Below are 18,539 nucleotides of genomic sequence, written 5' to 3'. Positions count from 1 at the left end.
CGCTAACCGCTCCGGCTCCAGCCGAACAGCCAGGTCTCGGGGTCGGGGATCGGCTCGCGCGCATTGAGCTGACGCATGCCGTAGATACAGCGTACGAGCAGCCAGATGGTCAGGAACACGCCGAGCAGGAAACCGAGGCCGTAAAGGGGCATGGTGATGATGGCCACTGCGAAGATCAGCAGACCGATCCAGAAGGTGTTGATCTGGAATTGGTAGTGGCTCTGGACCCAAGGCGCTGCGTCACGGCGCTGCATATAGGCGATGATCACCCCGATGACCGCCGTCAGGCCGATGAACAGACTACCCAGGTGAAGGATGTAGACCGCCCACGGGGCGACGCCGGGGGGCGTGTCGGCGGGCGGCTGCTGGCCGTTTTCCGTCTCTTGCATCGGTTCGCCTCACACTAGCGGATACCAGAGGCTGAGCATATTACCAGCCCGGCGCGGCGCCGTCCTACGCGTCTCCCGGGGTGTCGAGGTAGCGCCGGGCGAGGCCTTGGTAGGCTTCAATGCGCCGGTCGCGCAGGAACGGCCACATGCGCCGGACCTCCTCGGTGCGGTGGAGGTCGAGGCGGACAACGAGGACGGTCTCTTCCTCGCCGCCGCGGGCAAGGATCTCGCCCTGTGGGCCGCAGACGAAGCTGCGGCCCCAGAAACGGGCGGCCGGCTCGGTGCCCACCCGGTTGCACGCTGCCACCGGTAGGCCGTTGGCGATGGCGTGACCGCGCTGGATGGTCTCCCAGGCCTCGAGTTGCCGCGCCTGCTCATCGGCGGGCTCCTCCGGGGCGAAGCCGATGGCGGTGGGGTAGAGCAGGATTTCGGCCCCGGCGAGGGCCATGAGCCGGGCTGCCTCCGGGAACCACTGATCCCAGCACACCAGCACGCCCAGCCGCCCGGCGGAGGTGTCCACGGGGGTGAAGCCGCCATCGCCGGGGGTGAAGTAGAACTTCTCGTAATAGCCCGGGTCATCCGGAATGTGCATCTTACGATAGGTGCCGGCCAGCGTGCCGTCGCGCTCGAGCACCACCGCGGTGTTGTGGTAGAGCCCGGCCGCCCGGCGTTCGAAGAGCGAGCCGATGACCACCACGCCGTGTTCAGCAGCCGCCCGGCCCAGCCGCTCGGTCCCCGGGCCCGGGATGGGCTCAGCTGCGTCGAAATGGGCCGGGTGCTCCTCGTAACACGGGTAGTGCCCGCAATGTAGCTCCTGAAGCAGGACCACATCGGCCCCCGCCTCGGCGGCGCGGGCAATCCCCGCCTCCGAGCGTTCCAGGTTCTCTTGCCGGTCCGCACTGCACGGATGCTGGACCAGACCGAGCGTGGTTTGGCGGCTCATGCCTCGTGAACCCTCCCTGCGCCCGCAGTTGGCGCGGCCAGACCATCGACGATGACGCCCTCCGGCAGCTGCATCGTGGCGCAGTGAATGCTGCCGCCCTGGCGAATGAGGTCCCGCGCCGGCACCCGGACGATATCGCGATCCGGGCAGGCCTGGGCGAGCCGCGCGCAGGCCACTGCATCCGCAGGGTCGTCGTAGACCGGCACCAGCACGGCGCCATTGATGAAGACGAAATTGGCGTAGGTCGCGGGGAGGCGGTTGCCATTTTCGTCATGGATCGGGGCCGGGAGGGGCAGCTCGATCAGCCGGTAGGGCTCGCCGTGGAGGGTGCGTGCGGCGCTCAGCTCGGCGCGCAGCGCCTCCAGCGGTGCATGATGCGGGTCATCGCGGTCCTCGCAGACCGCGTGGGCGATGGTGTGGCGGTCGACAAAGCGGGCCAGCATGTCGACATGGCCGTCGGTGTCGTCGCCGCAGAGCCAGCCCGACTCCAGCCAGAGTACACGGCGGACGCCGAGGCGGGCGCGGAGCTGGGCCTCCACTTCCTCGCGCCCGGAATCCTTGTTTCTATTGGGGTTGAGCAGGCAACGCGAGGTGGTCAGCAGGGTGCCGGCGCCGTCGCTGTCGATGCTGCCGCCTTCGAGGATCCACTCGATGCGCCGGTAGGACTCCCCCCCGACGACGCCCTCCTCGGTGAGTCTCCGCGTCAGGCGGTCGTCCTCGGCGGCGGCATAGCGCCCGCCCCACCCGTTGAAGCGGAAATCGAGCAGCTGCGCCCGGCCGCCCGCGCGCAGGACGGTGATCGGGCCGTGGTCCCGTGCCCAGACATCGTCGGAAGGCGCTTCGCTAAAGATCAGGCGCTGCGCCGGAACCCCCGCGGAGCGCAGGCGGTTGCGCACGCGGCCACTGGTTCGGCTGTCGGGACAGACGACAAGTACGGGCTGGTACTGCGCCGCAGCCGCAGCCAGGCGCTCGAGATTAGCCTCGGCGGCGGCGAGGTGTTCGCCCCAGTCGCCGCCGGAGTGGGGCCAGGTGAACATCAGCGCTGCCTGGCGCTCCCATTCGGCGGGGAGGCGCGGATGTTGGCAATCGGGGTGAACGGGCGCGGACATGGCGTTGGTCGGATCCCGAAAAGGCGACACGGACTATACCCGATCACCGAGTCATGTAAAGGGTATGAGCGATGTGCCGCGGACGCGTAGACTGAGCGCGGATCAAGCCCGGGGGAGCCGTGTCGTGGAATTCGAGCAGGGGTTGACGGAGGCGCGACTGGTCCGCCGTTACAGGCGTTTTCTTGCCGATGTGGAGGACGCTGGCGGCCGACAGTGGACCGTGCACTGCCCGAATACCGGCTCGATGCTCGGTTGCACCGAGCCTGGCTCGCGGGTGTGGCTCAGCCACTCCGCGCGCCCCGGTCGGAAGTATGCGCACACCTGGGAACTGGTCGAGCTGCCGGGGTCGATCGTAGTGGGGGTCCACACTGGGCGCGCCAACGCGCTGGTCGGCGAGGCGCTGGATGCCGGATTGCTGCCCGGGTTGTCGGCTTACGCCACGCGTCGCCGCGAGGTCCGGGTGCCGGACGCCCCCATGCGTGCCGACTGGCTTCTGGAGGACCATCCGGGCGGGGAACCGCCGTGCTTTGTTGAGGTCAAGAACGTGACAGCGGCGGTGGAGCACGGCCGGGCGCTGTTCCCGGATGCGGTCACCGAGCGCGGGCGGCGGCATCTGGAGGTCCTTGCCGACTGGGTCCGCGGTGGTGGCCGTGCCGCCTTGATCTTCTGCGTGCAGCGCAGCGATGCGCTGGAGGTGCGTCCGGCCGAGTCGATCGACCCGCGCTATGCCGAGGCGCTGCGCGAGGCCGCAGCGGCGGGCGTCGACCTGCGGGCGATCCGGCTGCATCCGAGCGCCACCGGGATCCGCCCCGACTGTCCCCTGCCGGTCCATCATCAAGAGGAGCCGTAGTCCGTTGTTCCGACCTGTAGAGCTGTTCATCGGCCTTCGCTACACCCGGGCCCGCCGGCGGGGGCACTTCGTCTCGTTCATCTCCATGACCTCGATGATCGGCATCGCACTGGGCGTGGCGGCCCTGATTACCGTGCTCTCGGTCATGAACGGGTTCGAGCGTGAGCTGCGCGAGCGGATCCTCGGCATGGTCTCGCACGCCGAGGTGCATGGCGCTCAGCGCCAGGTGGATGATTGGCCTGGGGTGCTGGAACGCGCCGAGCAACATCCCCGTGTGGTGGGGGCCGCGCCGTTCATCGACGGAGAGGTCATGGTGACCCGCGGCGGCCAGGTTAGCGGGACGCTGATCCGTGGCGTGGATCCGGATCGGGAGCCTCGTGTTTCCGATGTGCTGGATCAGGTCATCGCCGGGGATGCGCAACTGGAAGCCGGGGAGTTCGGGCTGATCATGGGCTCGGCCCTGGCGCGCGAGCTCGGCGCACGGATCGGCGACCGGATTACCGTGATCACCCCGGAGGCCCGTGTCTCTGTCGCCGGCATTACCCCCCGCATGCGGCGTTTCACGCTGACCGGTATCTTCGAGGTGGGGATGCACGAGTACGACCGGACCCTGGCCATCGCCCATATCGGTGATATGGCGCGGGTCCAGGGCATGGGCGACGCGGTCAGCGGCATCCGGCTCAAGCTCGACGACATGATGGCCGCGCCCTGGCTGGCCCGCGAGGTGGCCAACGAATTGCCGGGGCACTACCGGGTGGTGGACTGGACCCGCCAGCACGCCAATTTCTTCCGGGCGGTGCAGACCGAGAAAACGGTGATGTTCGTCATCCTGGCGCTGATCGTGGCGGTGGCGGCCTTCAACATCGTCTCGACGTTGGTGATGGTCGTCCGCGATAAGCAGGCCGATATTGCCATACTGCGCACCGTCGGGCTGAGCCCCGGCAGCGTCATGGCGGTGTTCATCATCCAGGGGGCGGTGATCGGCGTCGTCGGGACCGCGCTCGGGGTCGCCGGAGGTGTATCACTGGCGCTCAACGTGGAGAACATCGTCCCGGCGGTGGAGCAGCTGCTCAATTTCGAGTTCCTGCCCGCCGATGTCTACTACATCAGCGATCTGCCCTCCGAACTGCGTGGCGAGGACGTGGGGCGGATTACGGCACTGGCGCTGGTGCTGTCCCTGGTCGCCACGCTCTACCCGGCGTGGCGGGCGGCACGCACCGAGCCTGCGGAGGCGTTGCGCTATGAGTGATGCCCAGGTGGTCATCGACTGTCGGGGGGTGGCCAAGCGTTTTAGCGAGGGGCCGCAGGAGATCGAGGTCCTCAGCGGTCTGGATCTGCGCGTGCGCGCCGGTGAGCAAGTGGCCGTGGTCGGGCCATCCGGCTCCGGCAAGAGCACCCTGCTGCACATCCTCGGCGGTCTTGACACCCCTTCCGCCGGCGAGGTCCACGTGGCCGGCCAGCGGATCTACGACCTTAAGCAGGCGGCCCGCGGGCGCCTACGCAACGAGGCGCTGGGGTTCGTCTACCAGTTTCACCACCTGCTGCCGGAGTTCACGGCTCTGGAGAACGTTGCCATGCCGCTTCTCATCCGGCGCGAGCCAGCGGCACGGGCGCGTGCCACGGCGGCCGGGCTGCTCGAGCGGATCGGGTTGGAAGCGCGCATGAGCCACCGCCCGTCGGAACTCTCCGGAGGTGAGCGGCAGCGGGTGGCCATTGCGCGCGCCCTGGTGACGCGACCGAAGTGCATCCTCGCCGATGAGCCTACCGGGAATCTGGATCGTCATACGGCCGAGCGCGTGTTCGGGATGCTGCAGAGCCTTAACGAGGAACTCGGTACCGCGCTCGTCTTCGTGACCCACGACCTGGACCTGGCGCACCGCACCGAGCGGGTCTACAAACTTGAGGACGGCCACCTGCTGGCGCAGCAGGGGCGGTCGCAGGAGCCGGCGTCGGGCTAGCGGTCAACGCTTGTCGCCGCCTTGCTCCTGCGCGGTGATACTACGGCGTCGGTGAGCGATGCGGATCCGGCGCTGGTTGCGCTCGCGGTGGACGGCGTAGCGCCAGATCAGCAGGACCGCAATGTAGGTGATGACCCCGGCAAGCGCCCCGAGCACCAATGATCCGGTTAGCACCGGCTGCCAGGCCTGGTTCAGATTGCCCAGGAACCACTGCACGGTGTTGTCGTAGTCGAACTGTTCAAACTCCGCGCCGAGCAGCCACGCGCCAGTGCGGTAGCTGGCGTAGATCATCGGCCCCATGGTCAGGGGATTGCTCACCCAGACCAGAATCACGGCGAGGATCAGATTAACGCGGACCAGGATGGCGATGACCGCGGCCAGCAGCATCTGCAGCGGGATGGGCAGGAAGGCCACGAACACCCCGATCGCGACACCGCCGGCCGTCGAGCGGCGGTTTAGGTGGAACAGGAACGGATCCTCAAGCAGTCGGCCCAGGAAGCCGAAGCGCCCCTGCTGCTTGAGCCGCTGCAGATCCGGTAACGTTCCCTTGAGCCACCGTCGCATGAATGTTCCTCGATACCTGCCTGACCGGGCCGCTGTCCAAGCCGGGGCGCTGGCGCCCCGGCGGGGTTCTCAGCTAGCCTGACCGACCACGCATACGCCAAGGATGGCTGATGCGAGCCGGATCGCTTGCTTTCGCGGCCGGAATCGTACTGGTCGTGAGCTTGTTACGGGAGCCCCCCGGCGTCCTGTCGGTCGTGGCGGCGACTGCCACCGCGCTCGGGTGGGCCCTGATCGCCCCGCGTGGTTGGCGCTGGCCGGCTGCCGGTTTGCTGGGTTGCGCTTGGGCCCTGCTCAGCGCCTGCTGGCTCTTGGCCCACGAACTCGACCCGGGCCTGGATGGTACGGACGCCTGCCTAGAAGGGCGGATCGTCTCCATCCCCGAGGTTGAGAGTCATCGAACGCGTTTCGAGTTCCGTCCGGAGCGGCAGGTCGAGGGCAAGCTGACCGATCCGTTGCCGCGTCGGGTTCGCGTGGACTGGTACGGTGCGGGGGAGGGCCAGCCGGGCCCCGGGGAACGTTGGCACCTCTGCCTGCGCTTGCGCGCCCCGGACGGCTTCCTCAACCCGGCGGGTTTCGACTACCAGCGCTGGCTATTCCAGCACCGCATCGGTGCCACGGGCTACGTGCGGGATGCGGATCGCGCCGAGCGCCTGGCTGGCCGCTGGCAGATGGATCGGCTCCGAGCGCGGATTGCCGAGGTGATGGCCGAGCGGCTCGGCGATTCGCGGTATCTGGGGCTGGTCCAAGGGCTCGGCGTCGCGGTGCGCGCCGGAATCAGCGACAATCAGTGGGACGTGCTCTCGGTTACCGGGACCGCCCATCTGTTGGCCATCTCCGGGCTGCACATCGGTCTGGTCGCCGGATTGGCCGGGATGCTGGCTGGCGTGCTCTGGCGCTGGATCCCGCCACTGGTTCGCCGGGTGCCGGCGGTGGGCGCCGGCACCCTGGCCGGAGCGCTGGCTGCTGCGGGCTACGCGGCCCTGGCCGGTTTCACCCTGCCCACCCAGCGCGCGCTGGTTATGGTGCTGGTCTTCGCGGGGGCGCTCGCCCTGCGCCGCCCCCTGAGCCCTTGGCACAGCCTCACCGTGGCCGCGGCCGCCGTCCTGGCCGTCGACCCCTGGGCGCCCCTCGGGGCCGGATTCTGGCTTTCATTCGGGGCCGTGGCCATCATCCTGGCGGCTACGACGGGTCGGCCGGTGCAGCGCGGCCCGCTGCCCTGGCTGCGCATCCAGACGCTGGTGGGCATCGGCATGTTGCCCGCGACTGCCGTCTGGTTCGGGCACTTGCCGTTGCTCTCGCCGCTGGCCAATCTCTTGGCCGTGCCATGGGTCAGCCTGCTGGTAGTGCCCCCGGTGCTGGCTGGTATCGCCCTGCATCCCCTGGTGCCTGCCTGGGGCGGCTGGTTGTGGCAGGCCGCGGAGGCCTCGCTTGGCCTGCTCATGTCGGTGCTCGGCTGGATGGCCCAGGCCTTCGGGGCCGTCGAGGTGCCTGCCCCCTCGGCGGGCGCCGTGGCTCTGGCGGTTTTCGGGGTGGCGCTGGTGCTCGGTCCGCACGCCTTGCCCGGGCGCTGGTTGGCCGGTCCGTTACTAGCCCTGCTGCTGCTCGGCCCGGGCGACCACGGGGGTGGGCAGACTGCGCGGGTGGTGGTCTTCGACACCGGCTCCGGGCTGACCGCGCTGCTCTGCGACGGGGAGCGCGCGGTGGTCTATGGCGGCGGCCCCGGCGGAGGGCTCGATGCGGCGAGCGTGGCCGTGGAGCCGTTTCTCGAGGCCCGGGGGCTAACCCTCGAAGCGTGGCTGGTACCGCGCAAGCAGTCCCCCTGGGACGGGGCCGTGGCCGAAGCGCGGCAGCGCTGGGCGGACGCCGAGTGGTTGGGAGCCGGGCGCGAGGCGGAGACCGATGGGTGGTCCATCACCCTGGGCAGTCTGACGCTGCGGGCCACGCCCCTCGACGAAGGGGCATGGGGGCTCGATGTGGAGGGCAGGGCGGATGACCTGTCTTTGCGACCGGAACTCGATGCCGACACTGCCGGATGGGTCGTGGGGGCGGCTGGCTGCGCCGAGGACCGAGGTACGTGCAGCGCGGCCGTCGCGCCAGAGGATGGCCGGATGCTGCGCACCGACGAGCACGGGGCACTAATCCTTAGCGACGATGGGCGCACATGGCAGCTGCGCAGCGAGCTGCAGCGCAGTGGCCGGATCTATCATCGGGGCGGTGCGGCTGCGTCGGCGGGCGGGATGCTTTAGAATCCGCCGCCACGCCCACCCGTTTCCGGACTGCGCGCCCTTGACCGACCCCGGGGAGTGATCATGCTTGAGCTCATCCAGGCCGGCGGCTGGCTGATGGTGCCGATCCTGATCGGCTCCGTGCTCGCCCTAGCCATCATCATCGAGCGTTTCTGGACCCTGCAGCAGCGGCGGATCCTGCCCCAGCCGCTGCGCGGTCGGGCCTGGCGCCTGGCGCAGGAGCATGAGCTCGAGGCCCATCACCTAGAGACGCTCAAGGAGAGTTCACCGCTGGGCCGGATCCTGGCGGCCGGTCTGGCCAACCGGCACCACGGCCGCAGTGTGATGGCCGAGGCTATTGAGGATGCCGGCCGACACGAGGCGCACCGTCTCGAGCGCTACCTGAATACACTGGGCACGATCGCTGCGATCAGCCCGCTGCTGGGCCTGCTGGGTACCGTGATCGGGATGATCAAGGTGTTCGGTGCGATCAGTGCCGAGGGGCTTGGGGACATGCAGGCGCTCTCCGGGGGTATCGCCGAGGCGTTGATCACGACGGCCTCCGGGCTGACGGTGGCCATTCCGGCGCTGATGGCGTACCGCTATCTGCGCGGGCTGGTGGATGACCGCGTGGTCGAGATGGAACAGGAGGCCATGCTGCTGCTAGAGGCCAGCGATCCTGAGCGCTCGGCACAGCGCGATCGGGGGACAGCTTGAACCTGCGACGCCGCCAACGCCGGGACGAGCCAGATCTCAATCTGACGCCGCTGATCGACGTCGTCTTCCTGCTGCTGATCTTCTTCATGGTGACCACCACCTTCGTCGATCAGGTCGGCCTCGACATCACACTGCCCGAGGCCGAACAGGAGACCGAGGAAGCGCAGCCCCGTTTGCTCGAGATCGGCATCAGCGCCGAAGGGGAGTACTTCGTCGACGGCAGCCCCCTGGTCAATCGGGAGATCGACACCCTGGTCCGGGCACTGGAGGAGGCGCGGGAGGCCGGAGACGTTGCCGGAATCGTGGTCCGCGCCGACGCTGATGCTCCGCACCGGGCCGTGGTCCGTGCGCTCGATGGGGCCGGCCGGGTCGGTATCGATCGCGTTTCTATCGCCACCAAACGCTCCGACGACCCGTGAGGGAGACGGTTTGAGCACGCAAGCACAAGCCCCTGGGCAGCCACTGCCCGACAGCGCTCAGACGCGCAAGCTGGATCGCCGGACGTGGCCGACGTTCCGTCGGCTGTTCGTCGGGTACGTCCTACCGCACTGGAAGGTGGGAGTGGTGGCGATCCTGGCGATGCTGGCGCTTGCCGGCACGCAGACCGGCGTGGTGGCGTTGATCCGGCCGCTGCTCGATGACGGTTTCGTCGAGCAGGATGCAGCCACGATCCGCTTTTATGCGTTGCTGCTGATCGTGTTCATCGTTTTCCAGGGCGTTGCTCACTTCACCTCCCACTATCTGATGACCTGGATCGGTCGCCAGCTGGTCAAGCGTTTGCGGCTGGACGTTCACGACCGGCTGCTGGTCATGCCGAATTGGGTCTTCGACCAGCAGTCCTCGGGCCGGTTGGTTTCCAAGCTCACTTATGAAGCCGAGCAGGTGGCCGGTGCGGTGACGCGTGCCGTCTTGAGCCTAATCCAGGACGGCGCGCGGGTGGTCTTTCTGCTGGGCTACATGACCTACCTCTCACCGTGGCTGATGCTGATCGTGCTCGGGGTTCTGCCCGTGGTCGGTGGGATCATCGCCTACATCACCAAGCGCTTCCGCAAGATCAGCAAGCGCATCCACCACGCCGTCGGTGGCGTGGGCAGCGTGGCCGAAGAGAGCGTGCACGGTTATCAGGTGGTCAAGGCCTTCGGGCAGGCGGATCGCGAGCGGCAGCGTTTCGAGCGCGTGAACGAGCGCAACCGCAAGCAGTTCATGAAATTCATGGCCACCAAGTACGCCTCGGTTCCGCTGATCCGCCTGGTTGCCGGCATCGCCCTGGCGGTGGTGATCTACCTTGTCACCGTCGATGCGGTGGTTGAGACCATAACTGTGGGTACTTTTGTCTCGTTTGCCGGCGCTATCCTGTTGCTGAATCCGCCGCTCAAGTCCCTGGTCGCTGTCAACGCGACCATCCAGAAGGGGCTGACGGCTGCGCAGAGCATCTTTGATGTGGTGGACGCCCCGCAGGAGCCGGATCATGGTACACGGGGCATTGATCGCGCCGGGGGGCACGTCGAGCTGGAGGGTCTACGGTTCTCCTACGACGGCGAGCGGGAGGTCCTGCGCGGGATCGATGTGGATGTGCAGGCCGGCGAGACCGTGGCGCTGGTGGGGCCGTCGGGCAGCGGCAAGACGACGCTGGTCAATCTGCTGCCGCGCTTCTACGAGCCGACCGGCGGTGAGATCCGCCTCGACGGGCTGCCGCTGCAAGAGTACCGGCTGGCCGATCTGCGCCGACAGTTCTCGATGGTCGGGCAGAATGTGATGCTGTTCAACGCCTCGGTGGCCGACAACATCCGCTTCGGGGCCCAGGGGGCGGTGAGCGATGACCAGGTCCGCGCGGCAGCGGATGCCGCCAACGCAACCGGCTTCATCGAGGCCCTGCCGCAGGGCTTCGAGACCGAGGTGGGTGAGGATGGGGTGCTGCTCTCCGGCGGGCAGCGCCAGCGCATCGCCATAGCCCGGGCGGTGCTCAAGGATGCTCCGATCCTGATCTTGGACGAGGCGACCTCGGCGCTGGACACGGAGTCCGAGCGACACATCCAAGGGGCGCTGGAGCGTCTGATGGAGGGCCGGACGAGCTTTGTCATTGCCCACCGGCTCTCGACGGTCGAGAACGCGGATCAGATCCTCTTCCTTGACGGCGGACGAATCGTCGAGCGCGGTACGCATCGCGAGCTGCTCGAACGCGGCGGGCGATACGCCGGGCTGTACCGGATGCAGTTCGAAGACCGCACCGATCCTCCGGTGGAAGGGTAGGCTGATGTCCGTCCCGCGCTTCTGGCTGGAAGGCGGTCCGGCAGCGCGCGCTCTGGCGCCGCTCGCCGCGTTCTACGGGGGTGTGGTGGCGTTGCGTCGGGGACTCTACCAGCGCGGCTGGCTTGGCCGTCCGGTATCCCCCGTGCCGGTGATCGTGGTCGGCAACCTCTTTGTCGGTGGCACGGGCAAGACCCCGCTGGTGGCGTGGCTGGTCGCCCGGTTGCGGGAGCAGGGTTGGCAGCCGGGGATTGTAGCGCGCGGTTACGGCGGTCGGGCCGGGAAGGGGCCGGTGACCGTGACTGCGGAGTCGGACCCTGGGCAGGTGGGTGACGAGCCGGTGTTGCTTGCGCGGCGTTGCGGGGTGCCGGTACGGGTCGGTGCTGATCGCCCGGCCGCGGTACGCGCGGCCTGGCAGGCGGGCTGCGATGTGGTGGTCAGTGACGACGGGCTACAGCACTACCGGATGCGGCGAGCCGCCGAAATCGTGGTTCTGGATGCGCGGCGCAGGCTGGGCAACCGGCGACTGCTGCCGGCCGGGCCGTTGCGGGAACCGGCCGGTCGGCTGGCCACAGTGGATATCGTTGCGGTGAACGGCGACGCGGTCCCCGAGGGCGATAGCGTGTTTCGTCTGCGTCCGGGCTCCCCCCTTGCCGTGGATGGCAGCGAGCGGCCCTGGCCGGATGGCATGGCCCACGCCGTGGCCGGTATCGGCCATCCCGAGCGGTTCTTTGCTTCCCTGGAGGAGGCGGGGATCCGCGTGGCGGAACGTCACGTATTCCCAGACCACCACGCCTTTTCACCGGGGGACTTTGCCTTTGTCGATGAGCGGCCTGTCGTGATGACCGAGAAGGATGCCGTGAAGTGTCGAAACCTGCCCGGGGTAGACCGCCTCTGGTACCTGCCCGTGGAGCTGGTTCCCGGAGCGAAGCTATCCGCAGCGGTGACCGGGCTGATCGACCGGCTCGGTACCCGGGAGGAGCGGCCATGACCCCCCCAGCGTTCACCGTCGTCATACCGGCTCGCTTCGGTGCTTCCCGGCTGCCCGGTAAGCCGCTGGCCAATCTGCTCGGCGAGCCGGTGATCCGGCATGTACACCGGCGGGCGGTCGAGAGTGGCGCGGAGCGCGTTGTGGTGGCTACCGACGACCGGCGCATTGAATCGGCTTGCCTCGACTTCGGGGCGGAGGTTTTATTAACCGCCCCGGATCACCCGACCGGCACGGACCGCATTGCCGAGGTGGTCGATCGGTTGGCGCTGGTCGATGACGCCATCGTGGTCAATCTGCAAGGCGATGAGCCGCTGATGCCGCCGGGGTTGGTCACTTTGGTGGCCGAACGACTCGGGGCCGATCCCGGAGCCGCCATCGCCACGCTGGCAACCCCGATCTCGGAGGCCGGTGAGCTTTTCGAGCCCTCGGTGGTCAAGGTGGTGCGGGACCGGCGTGGCCACGCCCTGTATTTCAGCCGGGCGCCGATCCCCTGGGACCGGGAGCGCTTCGGCGCGATCGATGACACGACGGTGGCGGCCGGCGGGTGGCTCAGGCACTTGGGGCTGTATGCTTACCGCGTCGCCTTCCTGCGCCGCTTCCCGGGGCTGGAACCGGCGCCGCCGGAGCAGCTTGAGTCGCTGGAACAGCTCCGGGCACTGTGGCACGGTTTTGCGATCCAGGTTGCCGTCACCGAACAGCGTCCGGGTCCCGGCGTCGATACGCCGGCCGACTTGGAGGCAGTGGCTCGACGACTGCAGTCACCTCAACCGTAAAAAGGTGCGGTCTCTGTAGGGTGCAGGTTTCGTGGAACCGACTGATCAGGAAAGCAAAATGAAGATACTTCTAGTTTGTATGGGCAATATCTGCCGTTCGCCGACAGCGGAGGGGGTGCTGCGCCAGCGCCTGCGCGAGGAGGGGCTTGACCACCACGTGGACCTCGACTCCGCGGGCACCCATGACTTCCACGTCGGCAAAGGGCCGGACCAGCGCGCCCAAGAGGCCGCGCGGCGGCGCGGGGTCGACATCAGTGACCTGCGTGCCCGCCAGGTGGAGCGCTACGACTTCCAGGAGCACGATCTGATCCTGGCTATGGACGAGGCCAACCTCGGCATCCTCCAAGCCGATTGCCCGCCGAAGCACAAGCACAAGCTCGGACTCTTTCTCGATTACGCCCGCACCCGCAGTGAGCGGGAGGTGCCCGACCCGTACTACGGCGGTGAGCGCGGTTTCGAGCACGTGCTCGACTTGATCCAGGATGCCGCCGATGGGCTGATCGACGAGGTACGCCGGAACCAGGGCTAGTCACGAAAGACTGCGGGCGGCGTGACGCCGCCCGCAGTCAACCGTTATTGGGCGGATAGGGCGGCGGTTACTCGGCCTTTTCCGCCCCTTCACCTTCCGCGTGGGTCGAGGTGCGATCATCGCTGGTTGGTGATGATGCCTCGGTTCCGGATGTAGAAGCCTGCTTCGGTCGGCGCGGACGCCCCGAGCGGACCTGTTTGCGCCCGCCGTTGCCCTGGGCCGCATCGTCGGCGCTTCCCCGGGGCGCGGGGCCAGCAGACGGCTGTGAGGGCTGTACATCCCCGGTCTCCGCGCTCGGGGTAGGGGCGGTCTTCTCCGCTTTCGCCTCCGCGTGGGTGGCGGGCTTCTGTTCCGCGCGCGCCTTTCCGTTGTCCCCCGGTTTCCGGTTCCCCTTGTCTGGCCGCGGGGCATCTTGCTGCCCGCCCGCGCTCGGGGGCTGTGTATCCGCCCGGTCCGGCGCGTTTGCAGGTTTGTCCGGCGTCTTCTCCGCATCCGCGCCCGCCGGCGTGGAAGTGGCGGGCGATGCGGCAGCCGCCGGGTCAGGTGCCGGGGATTCCGGCCCCGTGTCGCCGTTCTCCTCCGCGCCTGAGGCGGTGGTGGATCCGTCGGCGTGCTCGTTGCCGTTGCTGGAGCGACGGCGCCGGCGACCCCCGCGGCGCCCGCGGCGGCTGCGACCGCTGCGGGCGGAGCGGGCTTCGGCGTTGCGGGAGGTGTCGTCCTGACCCGCTGCCGCCGAGGGGGTGTCCTGCCGGGTGCTGCCGCTGTCAGCGTCCGTGGTCTGGGCATCGTCCTCCGGGGGCTCGGCGGTGGCCTCAGCCTTGCCGTTGCCACCGGCATTCTTGCGCTTGCCGCCCGTGGAACGCCCTTTGCCGCCGTTGCCACCGTGCCCCTTGGTCTCATCCGGGGCGCGGGGCGCTTCGCTCGACGCGCCCTTCGACGGGCTCTCCTGCTCGTTTTGCTGCTGACCGTTGCCGCCCTCGCTGGCACCACCGCCGGGGCTGCGTCGACTCCGGCCGCCGCCGCGGGAGCGGCCACCGCGCCGGGTTCCCCGTCTGTTCTGGCCGGTGCTGGAGCCGTTGCCATCACTGGAGCTCCGCTCGCTCCGGGACCGTGGCTTCTTCTCGCGTCCGGAATCCCCCTCTTCGGTGCGCTCGTCGCCGGGCGCGCTTTGGAACAGCAGGCCGCGGAGACGGCGGAAGATCGAACTCAGCGGGGCATCCTCCTCCTGGTGGCCATCCCCGGCTGCAGCGTCCGATGTTTGTTGCGATTCCGGCGCGGGCGCCGGCGCGCTGGGGGTTACACCCTGCACGGCGGGTGCCGGTGGCCGGCTGGCCGGCAGGCCCGCTTCGATGACGGTCGGCTCCGGCGCGGGTGTCGCCAGGTTGTAGCTGGAGCCGCTCTGCTCGAGCCCCTCGTCGGTACGCACGCGCTGGACGTCGTAATGCGGGGTCTCCAGGTTGCGGTTCGGGATCAGCAGGACGTGCACGCCGTAGCGGTGTTCGAGCTCGGCGATCTGGGCCCGCTTTTCGTTGAGCAGGAAGGTGGCGACCTCGATCGGGAGCTGGGCGAGCACGCGCCCGGTCTTCTCCTTCATCGCCTCTTCCTCGATGATGCGCAAAATCGACAACGCCAGGGACTCGACGCTGCGCACCGTGCCCTGGCCGCCGCACCGACCGCAGACCTCTTGGTGGGCCTCACCAAGCGAGGAGCGCAGGCGCTGCCGGGACATCTCCAGAAGGCCGAACCGGGAGATTCGCCCGATCTGCACCCGGGCCCGATCCGCCTTGACCGCCTCACGCAGCCGATTCTCCACCTCCCGCTGGTGGCGCGGCGGACCCATGTCGATGAAGTCGATCACGATCAGGCCACCGAGGTCGCGCAGGCGCAGTTGCCGGGCGATCTCGTCGGCGGCCTCGAGGTTTGTGTTAAGCGCCGTCTCCTCGATGTCAGCACCCTTGGTGGCGCGCGAGGAGTTGATGTCGATGGAGATCAGCGCCTCGGTATGGTCGATGGCGATCGCACCGCCGGAAGGGAGGCGCACGTCCCGCTGGAACGCCGACTCGATCTGGCTCTCGATCTGGTAGCGCGAGAAGAGGGGAACCGGGTCGGTGTATTGCTTGAGCTTCTGCCGGTTGTACGGCATGACCTGCTCGATGAAGTCGCGCGCCTTGGCGAAGACCTCGTCGTCATCAACCAGGATTTCGCCGATGTCCGAGCGGAGATAGTCGCGCAGGGCGCGGATGATGACGTCGCTCTCCTGGTAGACCAGAAACGGAGCGGCGCGCTCGGCGGTGGCGTTCTGGATGGCGTCCCAGAGCTTGAGCAGGTAATCCAGGTCCCACTGGAGCTCTTCGGTGCTGCGCCCCACGCCCGCTGTACGCACGATCAAGCCCATGCCCTCCGGGACATCGAGCTGGCGCAGGCTTTCACGAATCTCGGCGCGATCGGAGCCTTCGATCCGGCGGGACACGCCGCCGGCCCGGGGGTTGTTCGGCATGAGCACCAGGTAGCGCCCGGCCAGGCTGATATAAGTGGTCAGCGCGGCGCCCTTGTTGCCACGCTCCTCCTTATCGACCTGGACGAGGACTTCCTGATTTTCGCGCAGGCCGTCTTTCGGCGTGTTCCGCTGACCATCCGCCGAGGTGAAGTAGGCGGGCGCGATTTCCTTGAAGGGCAGAAAGCCGTGGCGCTCCGCACCGTACTGGACGAACGCGGCCTCCAGGCTCGGCTCAACCCGGGTGATGATCCCCTTGTAGATGTTCGCCTTTTTCTGCTCGCGGGAGGGCGCCTCGATGTCGAGATCGTAGAGGATCTGGCCGTCCACCAGCGCAACGCGCAACTCTTCCGGCTGAGTTGCGTTGATCAGCATTCTTTTCATGGGTGCGCAATCTCCGCAGCCCTGCCGCCATCGCTTCCAGGCCGCCGGACAGGACGGACCGGTACGTCGGCGTCGTATCTGGCCACGCCACCAAGGGCCGCTCGGGCGACATTGGTGGCGCCGACCAGGCGGCGAGCCAGACCATCCAGTGCGACAGATCCGTCCGTGTCATCCGCGCTCGACTCCTGTTGAAGGGGCGCAGGGCTTGTTGGTCGTGGTCAAGTGGCCCGCGCCGCGTCCGGGCGCGGGCCCGTTGTCTCGTTCTGGTGCTGCAATCAGTGCCGCACGAGGTGCGACACTGCATGAAACCCGTCGTCGCGGATCCCGGCTTAACCGGTCGCCACGTGCGGCTAATTGTATCAGTGACTTGCGTCACCCTTCAAATTTCTTCTTTTGCTAAAATTTCCGAATGAGTGCCTCTGATCCCAAGGTTCGACACCATCAGGTACTGGCCGAAGAGGCCGGGCAACGAATCGACAACTTCCTCCTGCGCCAGCTCAAGGGCGTTCCGCGCAGCCGGATCTATCGCCTGCTGCGCAAGGGGGAGGTCCGGGTCGACGGGGGGCGGGCGCGGCCCACGCGCCGCCTGAGCACCGGGGAGGTGGTGCGCATACCGCCGGTTTCGGGGCAGCGTCAGCCCGCTGAGGTCGCTTCCGGCGGGCTGCCCGACGGCCTAGAGGCGCGACTGCGCGATGGGGTCCTCTACGAGGATGAACGGCTGCTAATCCTGGACAAGCCGTCGGGGCTTGCTGTGCATGGCGGTTCTACCGTGCGTGTCGGGTTGGTCGAGGCGATCCGGGGTATTCGGCCAGACCTTCCCTTCGTTGAGCTGGTTCACCGGTTGGACCAAGAGACCAGCGGTTGCCTGATGTTGGCCAAGCGGCGCTCCACCCTGCGTCGGCTCCACGAGCAGCTTCGCCAGGGCAAGGTGGAAAAGCATTACGCCGCGCTTCTGGCCGGGCGGGTGCGTGGGGCGATGCCGGTGCGGGTGGACGCGCCTCTGGAGCGCCTGCCCGGCGCACCGCGGGATCGCCAGGTGCGCGTCAGCAAGCAGGGGCGGGCGGCGGTGACCGAATTCCGCCCGGTACAGCGGTGGGTGCGGGCGACTCTGGTCACTGCGCGGCTGGAGACCGGACGCACTCACCAGATCCGGGTCCACGCCCGCCATATCGGCCACCCGGTCGCCGGCGATGAGCGCTACGGCGATCGTGCGGCGAATGCCGCGCTGCGTGAGTGCAGCCTGCGCCGGTTGTTTTTGCATGCTTCATCGCTGCGATTCCAGCATCCGGACAGTGGGGAGCCCCTATGTATCGAGGCACCGCTGGGCGATGAGTTGCAGGCGGTGCTTGAGCGCCTGTCGCAATCCCAAGACGAGGAGTCAGCATGAGCGAAGAGACATCCGAGCGCGAAGCGCTACTGGAGCTGCTGAAGGAGAATATCCGCGAGCAGCGGCGGGCACGGCGCTGGCGCCTGATTACCCGCGGTGCCGTTCTGGCGGTGGTTGTCTTGGTGGCGATCTCCCTCGGGCGCCTTGATTTCGCTGCCGAAGAGGAGGTTGGCCCGCACACGGCTGAGGTGCGGATCGATGGTCCGATCATGTCGGATTCTGCGGCCAGCGCCGAGCAGGTGATCCGCGGCTTGGAGCGCGCCTTCGAGGCGGACGATGTCGCCGGGGTGGTGCTGCGCATCAACAGCCCCGGCGGGAGCGCCGTGCACGCCCGGCAGATCTACCAGGAGATCCGGCGCCTGCGCGACGAGCATGAAGACATCCCGGTCCATGCGGTCATCGAGGACATCGGCACCTCCGGCGCATACTACGTGGCTGCCGCCGCCGACCGGATCCACGTCAACGAGTCGAGCGTCGTGGGCTCGATCGGGGTGATCATGGGCAGCTTCGGTATTGGCGAGGCGCTGGAGAAACTCGGCATCGAGCGGCGAATCTATACGGCCGGAGAGGACAAGGCCTTCCTCGATCCCTTCGCGCCGGAGAACGAGGACCATGTCGAGCACGTCCGCACTATGCTCGACGATATCCATGGCCAGTTCATCGCCGCGGTCCGTGACGGGCGCGGGGAGCAGATCGACGCAGCTGGAGCCGACGAGGAGCGCCTGTTCTCGGGGCTGATCTGGACCGGGCGGCAGAGTCTCGACAAGGGGCTTGCCGACGAGATCGGCAGTGTGCGCAGCGTTGCCCGGGACGTGATCGGCGAGGAGGAGCTCGTCGACTACACAGCCCGTCGGGACTTCCTCTCCCAACTCGCCGAGCGTTTCGGCACCGCCGTGGGGCAGGGGGTCTACCAGTCGTTGCAGAGTCTCGAGTATCAGCCCCGCTGATGTCGCGCTGCGGGCCGGCCCCCGGGCCGGTC

Annotated in this window: 17 protein-coding genes; 12 read left to right on the top strand and 5 right to left on the bottom strand. The window is 68.1% G+C overall.

Translation table 11 applies throughout. The features are described 5' to 3' along the window. Nucleotides 1-2: 2 nt before the first annotated feature. The 3 genes from LRG10_RS04940 to LRG10_RS04930 form a co-directional block, all read right to left on the bottom strand. Complete coding sequence (locus LRG10_RS04940) at nt 3-389, bottom strand: DUF4870 domain-containing protein (RefSeq protein ID WP_201167132.1); 387 nt, start codon at nt 387-389, stop codon at nt 3-5. Nucleotides 390-453: 64 nt separating this feature from the next. After that, nucleotides 454-1,332 carry a carbon-nitrogen hydrolase gene (locus LRG10_RS04935; RefSeq protein ID WP_201242497.1) on the bottom strand — a complete coding sequence of 293 codons (879 nt, stop codon included), beginning with the start codon at nt 1,330-1,332 and terminating at the stop codon, nt 454-456. Beyond that, nucleotides 1,329-2,441 (bottom strand): agmatine/peptidylarginine deiminase, encoded by a 1,113-nt coding sequence (locus LRG10_RS04930; protein WP_238632613.1) that lies wholly within the window; start codon nt 2,439-2,441, stop codon nt 1,329-1,331. The genes LRG10_RS04935 and LRG10_RS04930 overlap by 4 nt, the downstream gene beginning before the upstream one ends. A gap of 124 nt (nt 2,442-2,565) precedes the next feature. Here LRG10_RS04930 and sfsA point away from each other — a divergent pair, with 124 nt between their 5' ends. From sfsA to lolD, 3 genes are read left to right on the top strand one after another with little or no spacing between them, the layout of a single operon-like run. Beyond that, nucleotides 2,566-3,291 carry a DNA/RNA nuclease SfsA gene (gene sfsA, locus LRG10_RS04925; protein ID WP_201167138.1) on the top strand — a complete coding sequence of 242 codons (726 nt, stop codon included), beginning with the start codon at nt 2,566-2,568 and terminating at the stop codon, nt 3,289-3,291. Between the two features lie 4 nt (nt 3,292-3,295). Beyond that, nucleotides 3,296-4,540 carry a lipoprotein-releasing ABC transporter permease subunit gene (locus LRG10_RS04920; RefSeq protein ID WP_238632611.1) on the top strand — a complete coding sequence of 415 codons (1,245 nt, stop codon included), beginning with the start codon at nt 3,296-3,298 and terminating at the stop codon, nt 4,538-4,540. Continuing rightward, nucleotides 4,533-5,249 (top strand): lipoprotein-releasing ABC transporter ATP-binding protein LolD, encoded by a 717-nt coding sequence (gene lolD / locus LRG10_RS04915; RefSeq protein WP_201167141.1) that lies wholly within the window; start codon nt 4,533-4,535, stop codon nt 5,247-5,249. Before LRG10_RS04920 ends, lolD begins: the two co-directional genes overlap by 8 nt. A 3-nt stretch (nt 5,250-5,252) precedes the next feature. Here lolD and LRG10_RS04910 read toward each other — a convergent pair whose 3' ends face one another. Further along, the gene (locus tag LRG10_RS04910; protein ID WP_201167143.1) at nt 5,253-5,813 is read right to left on the bottom strand and encodes a DUF2062 domain-containing protein; all 561 of its coding nucleotides are present in this window, start codon (nt 5,811-5,813) and stop codon (nt 5,253-5,255) included. 110 nt (nt 5,814-5,923) lie between these two features. Between LRG10_RS04910 and LRG10_RS04905 the strand changes: the two genes are divergently transcribed. The 7 genes from LRG10_RS04905 (at nt 5,924) to LRG10_RS04875 (ending at nt 13,295) form a co-directional block, all read left to right on the top strand. Continuing rightward, nucleotides 5,924-8,059, top strand: a complete 2,136-nt coding sequence (locus LRG10_RS04905; protein WP_238634821.1) for a ComEC/Rec2 family competence protein — start codon at nt 5,924-5,926, stop codon at nt 8,057-8,059. 63 nt (nt 8,060-8,122) lie between these two features. Continuing rightward, entirely contained in the window at nt 8,123-8,755 is a 633-nt protein-coding gene (locus LRG10_RS04900) for a MotA/TolQ/ExbB proton channel family protein (RefSeq protein WP_201167161.1), read from the top strand. Beyond that, nucleotides 8,752-9,174, top strand: a complete 423-nt coding sequence (locus LRG10_RS04895) for a biopolymer transporter ExbD (RefSeq protein ID WP_238634820.1) — start codon at nt 8,752-8,754, stop codon at nt 9,172-9,174. Before LRG10_RS04900 ends, LRG10_RS04895 begins: the two co-directional genes overlap by 4 nt. 10 nt (nt 9,175-9,184) lie before the next feature. Beyond that, nucleotides 9,185-11,005 (top strand): lipid A export permease/ATP-binding protein MsbA, encoded by a 1,821-nt coding sequence (gene msbA, locus LRG10_RS04890; protein WP_238632609.1) that lies wholly within the window; start codon nt 9,185-9,187, stop codon nt 11,003-11,005. A gap of 4 nt (nt 11,006-11,009) precedes the next feature. Next, a complete protein-coding gene (gene lpxK / locus LRG10_RS04885; RefSeq protein WP_201167165.1) occupies nt 11,010-11,993 on the top strand; it encodes a tetraacyldisaccharide 4'-kinase in 984 nt (327 codons plus the stop codon). Continuing rightward, nucleotides 11,990-12,766: a 3-deoxy-manno-octulosonate cytidylyltransferase gene (kdsB, locus tag LRG10_RS04880; RefSeq protein WP_201167166.1), complete on the top strand. Its 777-nt coding sequence runs from the start codon at nt 11,990-11,992 to the stop codon at nt 12,764-12,766. Before lpxK ends, kdsB begins: the two co-directional genes overlap by 4 nt. A gap of 58 nt (nt 12,767-12,824) precedes the next feature. Continuing rightward, the gene (locus LRG10_RS04875; protein ID WP_201167169.1) at nt 12,825-13,295 is read left to right on the top strand and encodes a low molecular weight protein-tyrosine-phosphatase; all 471 of its coding nucleotides are present in this window, start codon (nt 12,825-12,827) and stop codon (nt 13,293-13,295) included. A 67-nt stretch (nt 13,296-13,362) separates the two neighbouring features. On the opposite strand, the gene rne is transcribed toward LRG10_RS04875, so the two are convergent. Continuing rightward, entirely contained in the window at nt 13,363-16,173 is a 2,811-nt protein-coding gene (gene rne / locus LRG10_RS04870; protein WP_201167172.1) for a ribonuclease E, read from the bottom strand. Nucleotides 16,174-16,582: 409 nt separating this feature from the next. Between rne and LRG10_RS04865 the strand changes: the two genes are divergently transcribed. After that, complete coding sequence (locus LRG10_RS04865; RefSeq protein ID WP_201167175.1) at nt 16,583-17,560, top strand: RluA family pseudouridine synthase; 978 nt, start codon at nt 16,583-16,585, stop codon at nt 17,558-17,560. Beyond that, nucleotides 17,557-18,507, top strand: coding sequence for a S49 family peptidase (locus LRG10_RS04860; RefSeq protein WP_238634819.1), 951 nt, complete (start codon nt 17,557-17,559; stop codon nt 18,505-18,507). The genes LRG10_RS04865 and LRG10_RS04860 overlap by 4 nt, the downstream gene beginning before the upstream one ends. Nucleotides 18,508-18,539 lie beyond the last annotated feature (32 nt).

The sequence above is a fragment of the Halorhodospira sp. 9628 genome, assembly GCF_022228075.1.
Classification (GTDB): Bacteria; Pseudomonadota; Gammaproteobacteria; order Nitrococcales; family Halorhodospiraceae; genus Halorhodospira; species Halorhodospira halophila_A.
The sequence above is the reverse complement of the archived record's forward strand: the minus strand, read 5'-3'. Positions and strand labels throughout refer to the sequence as shown.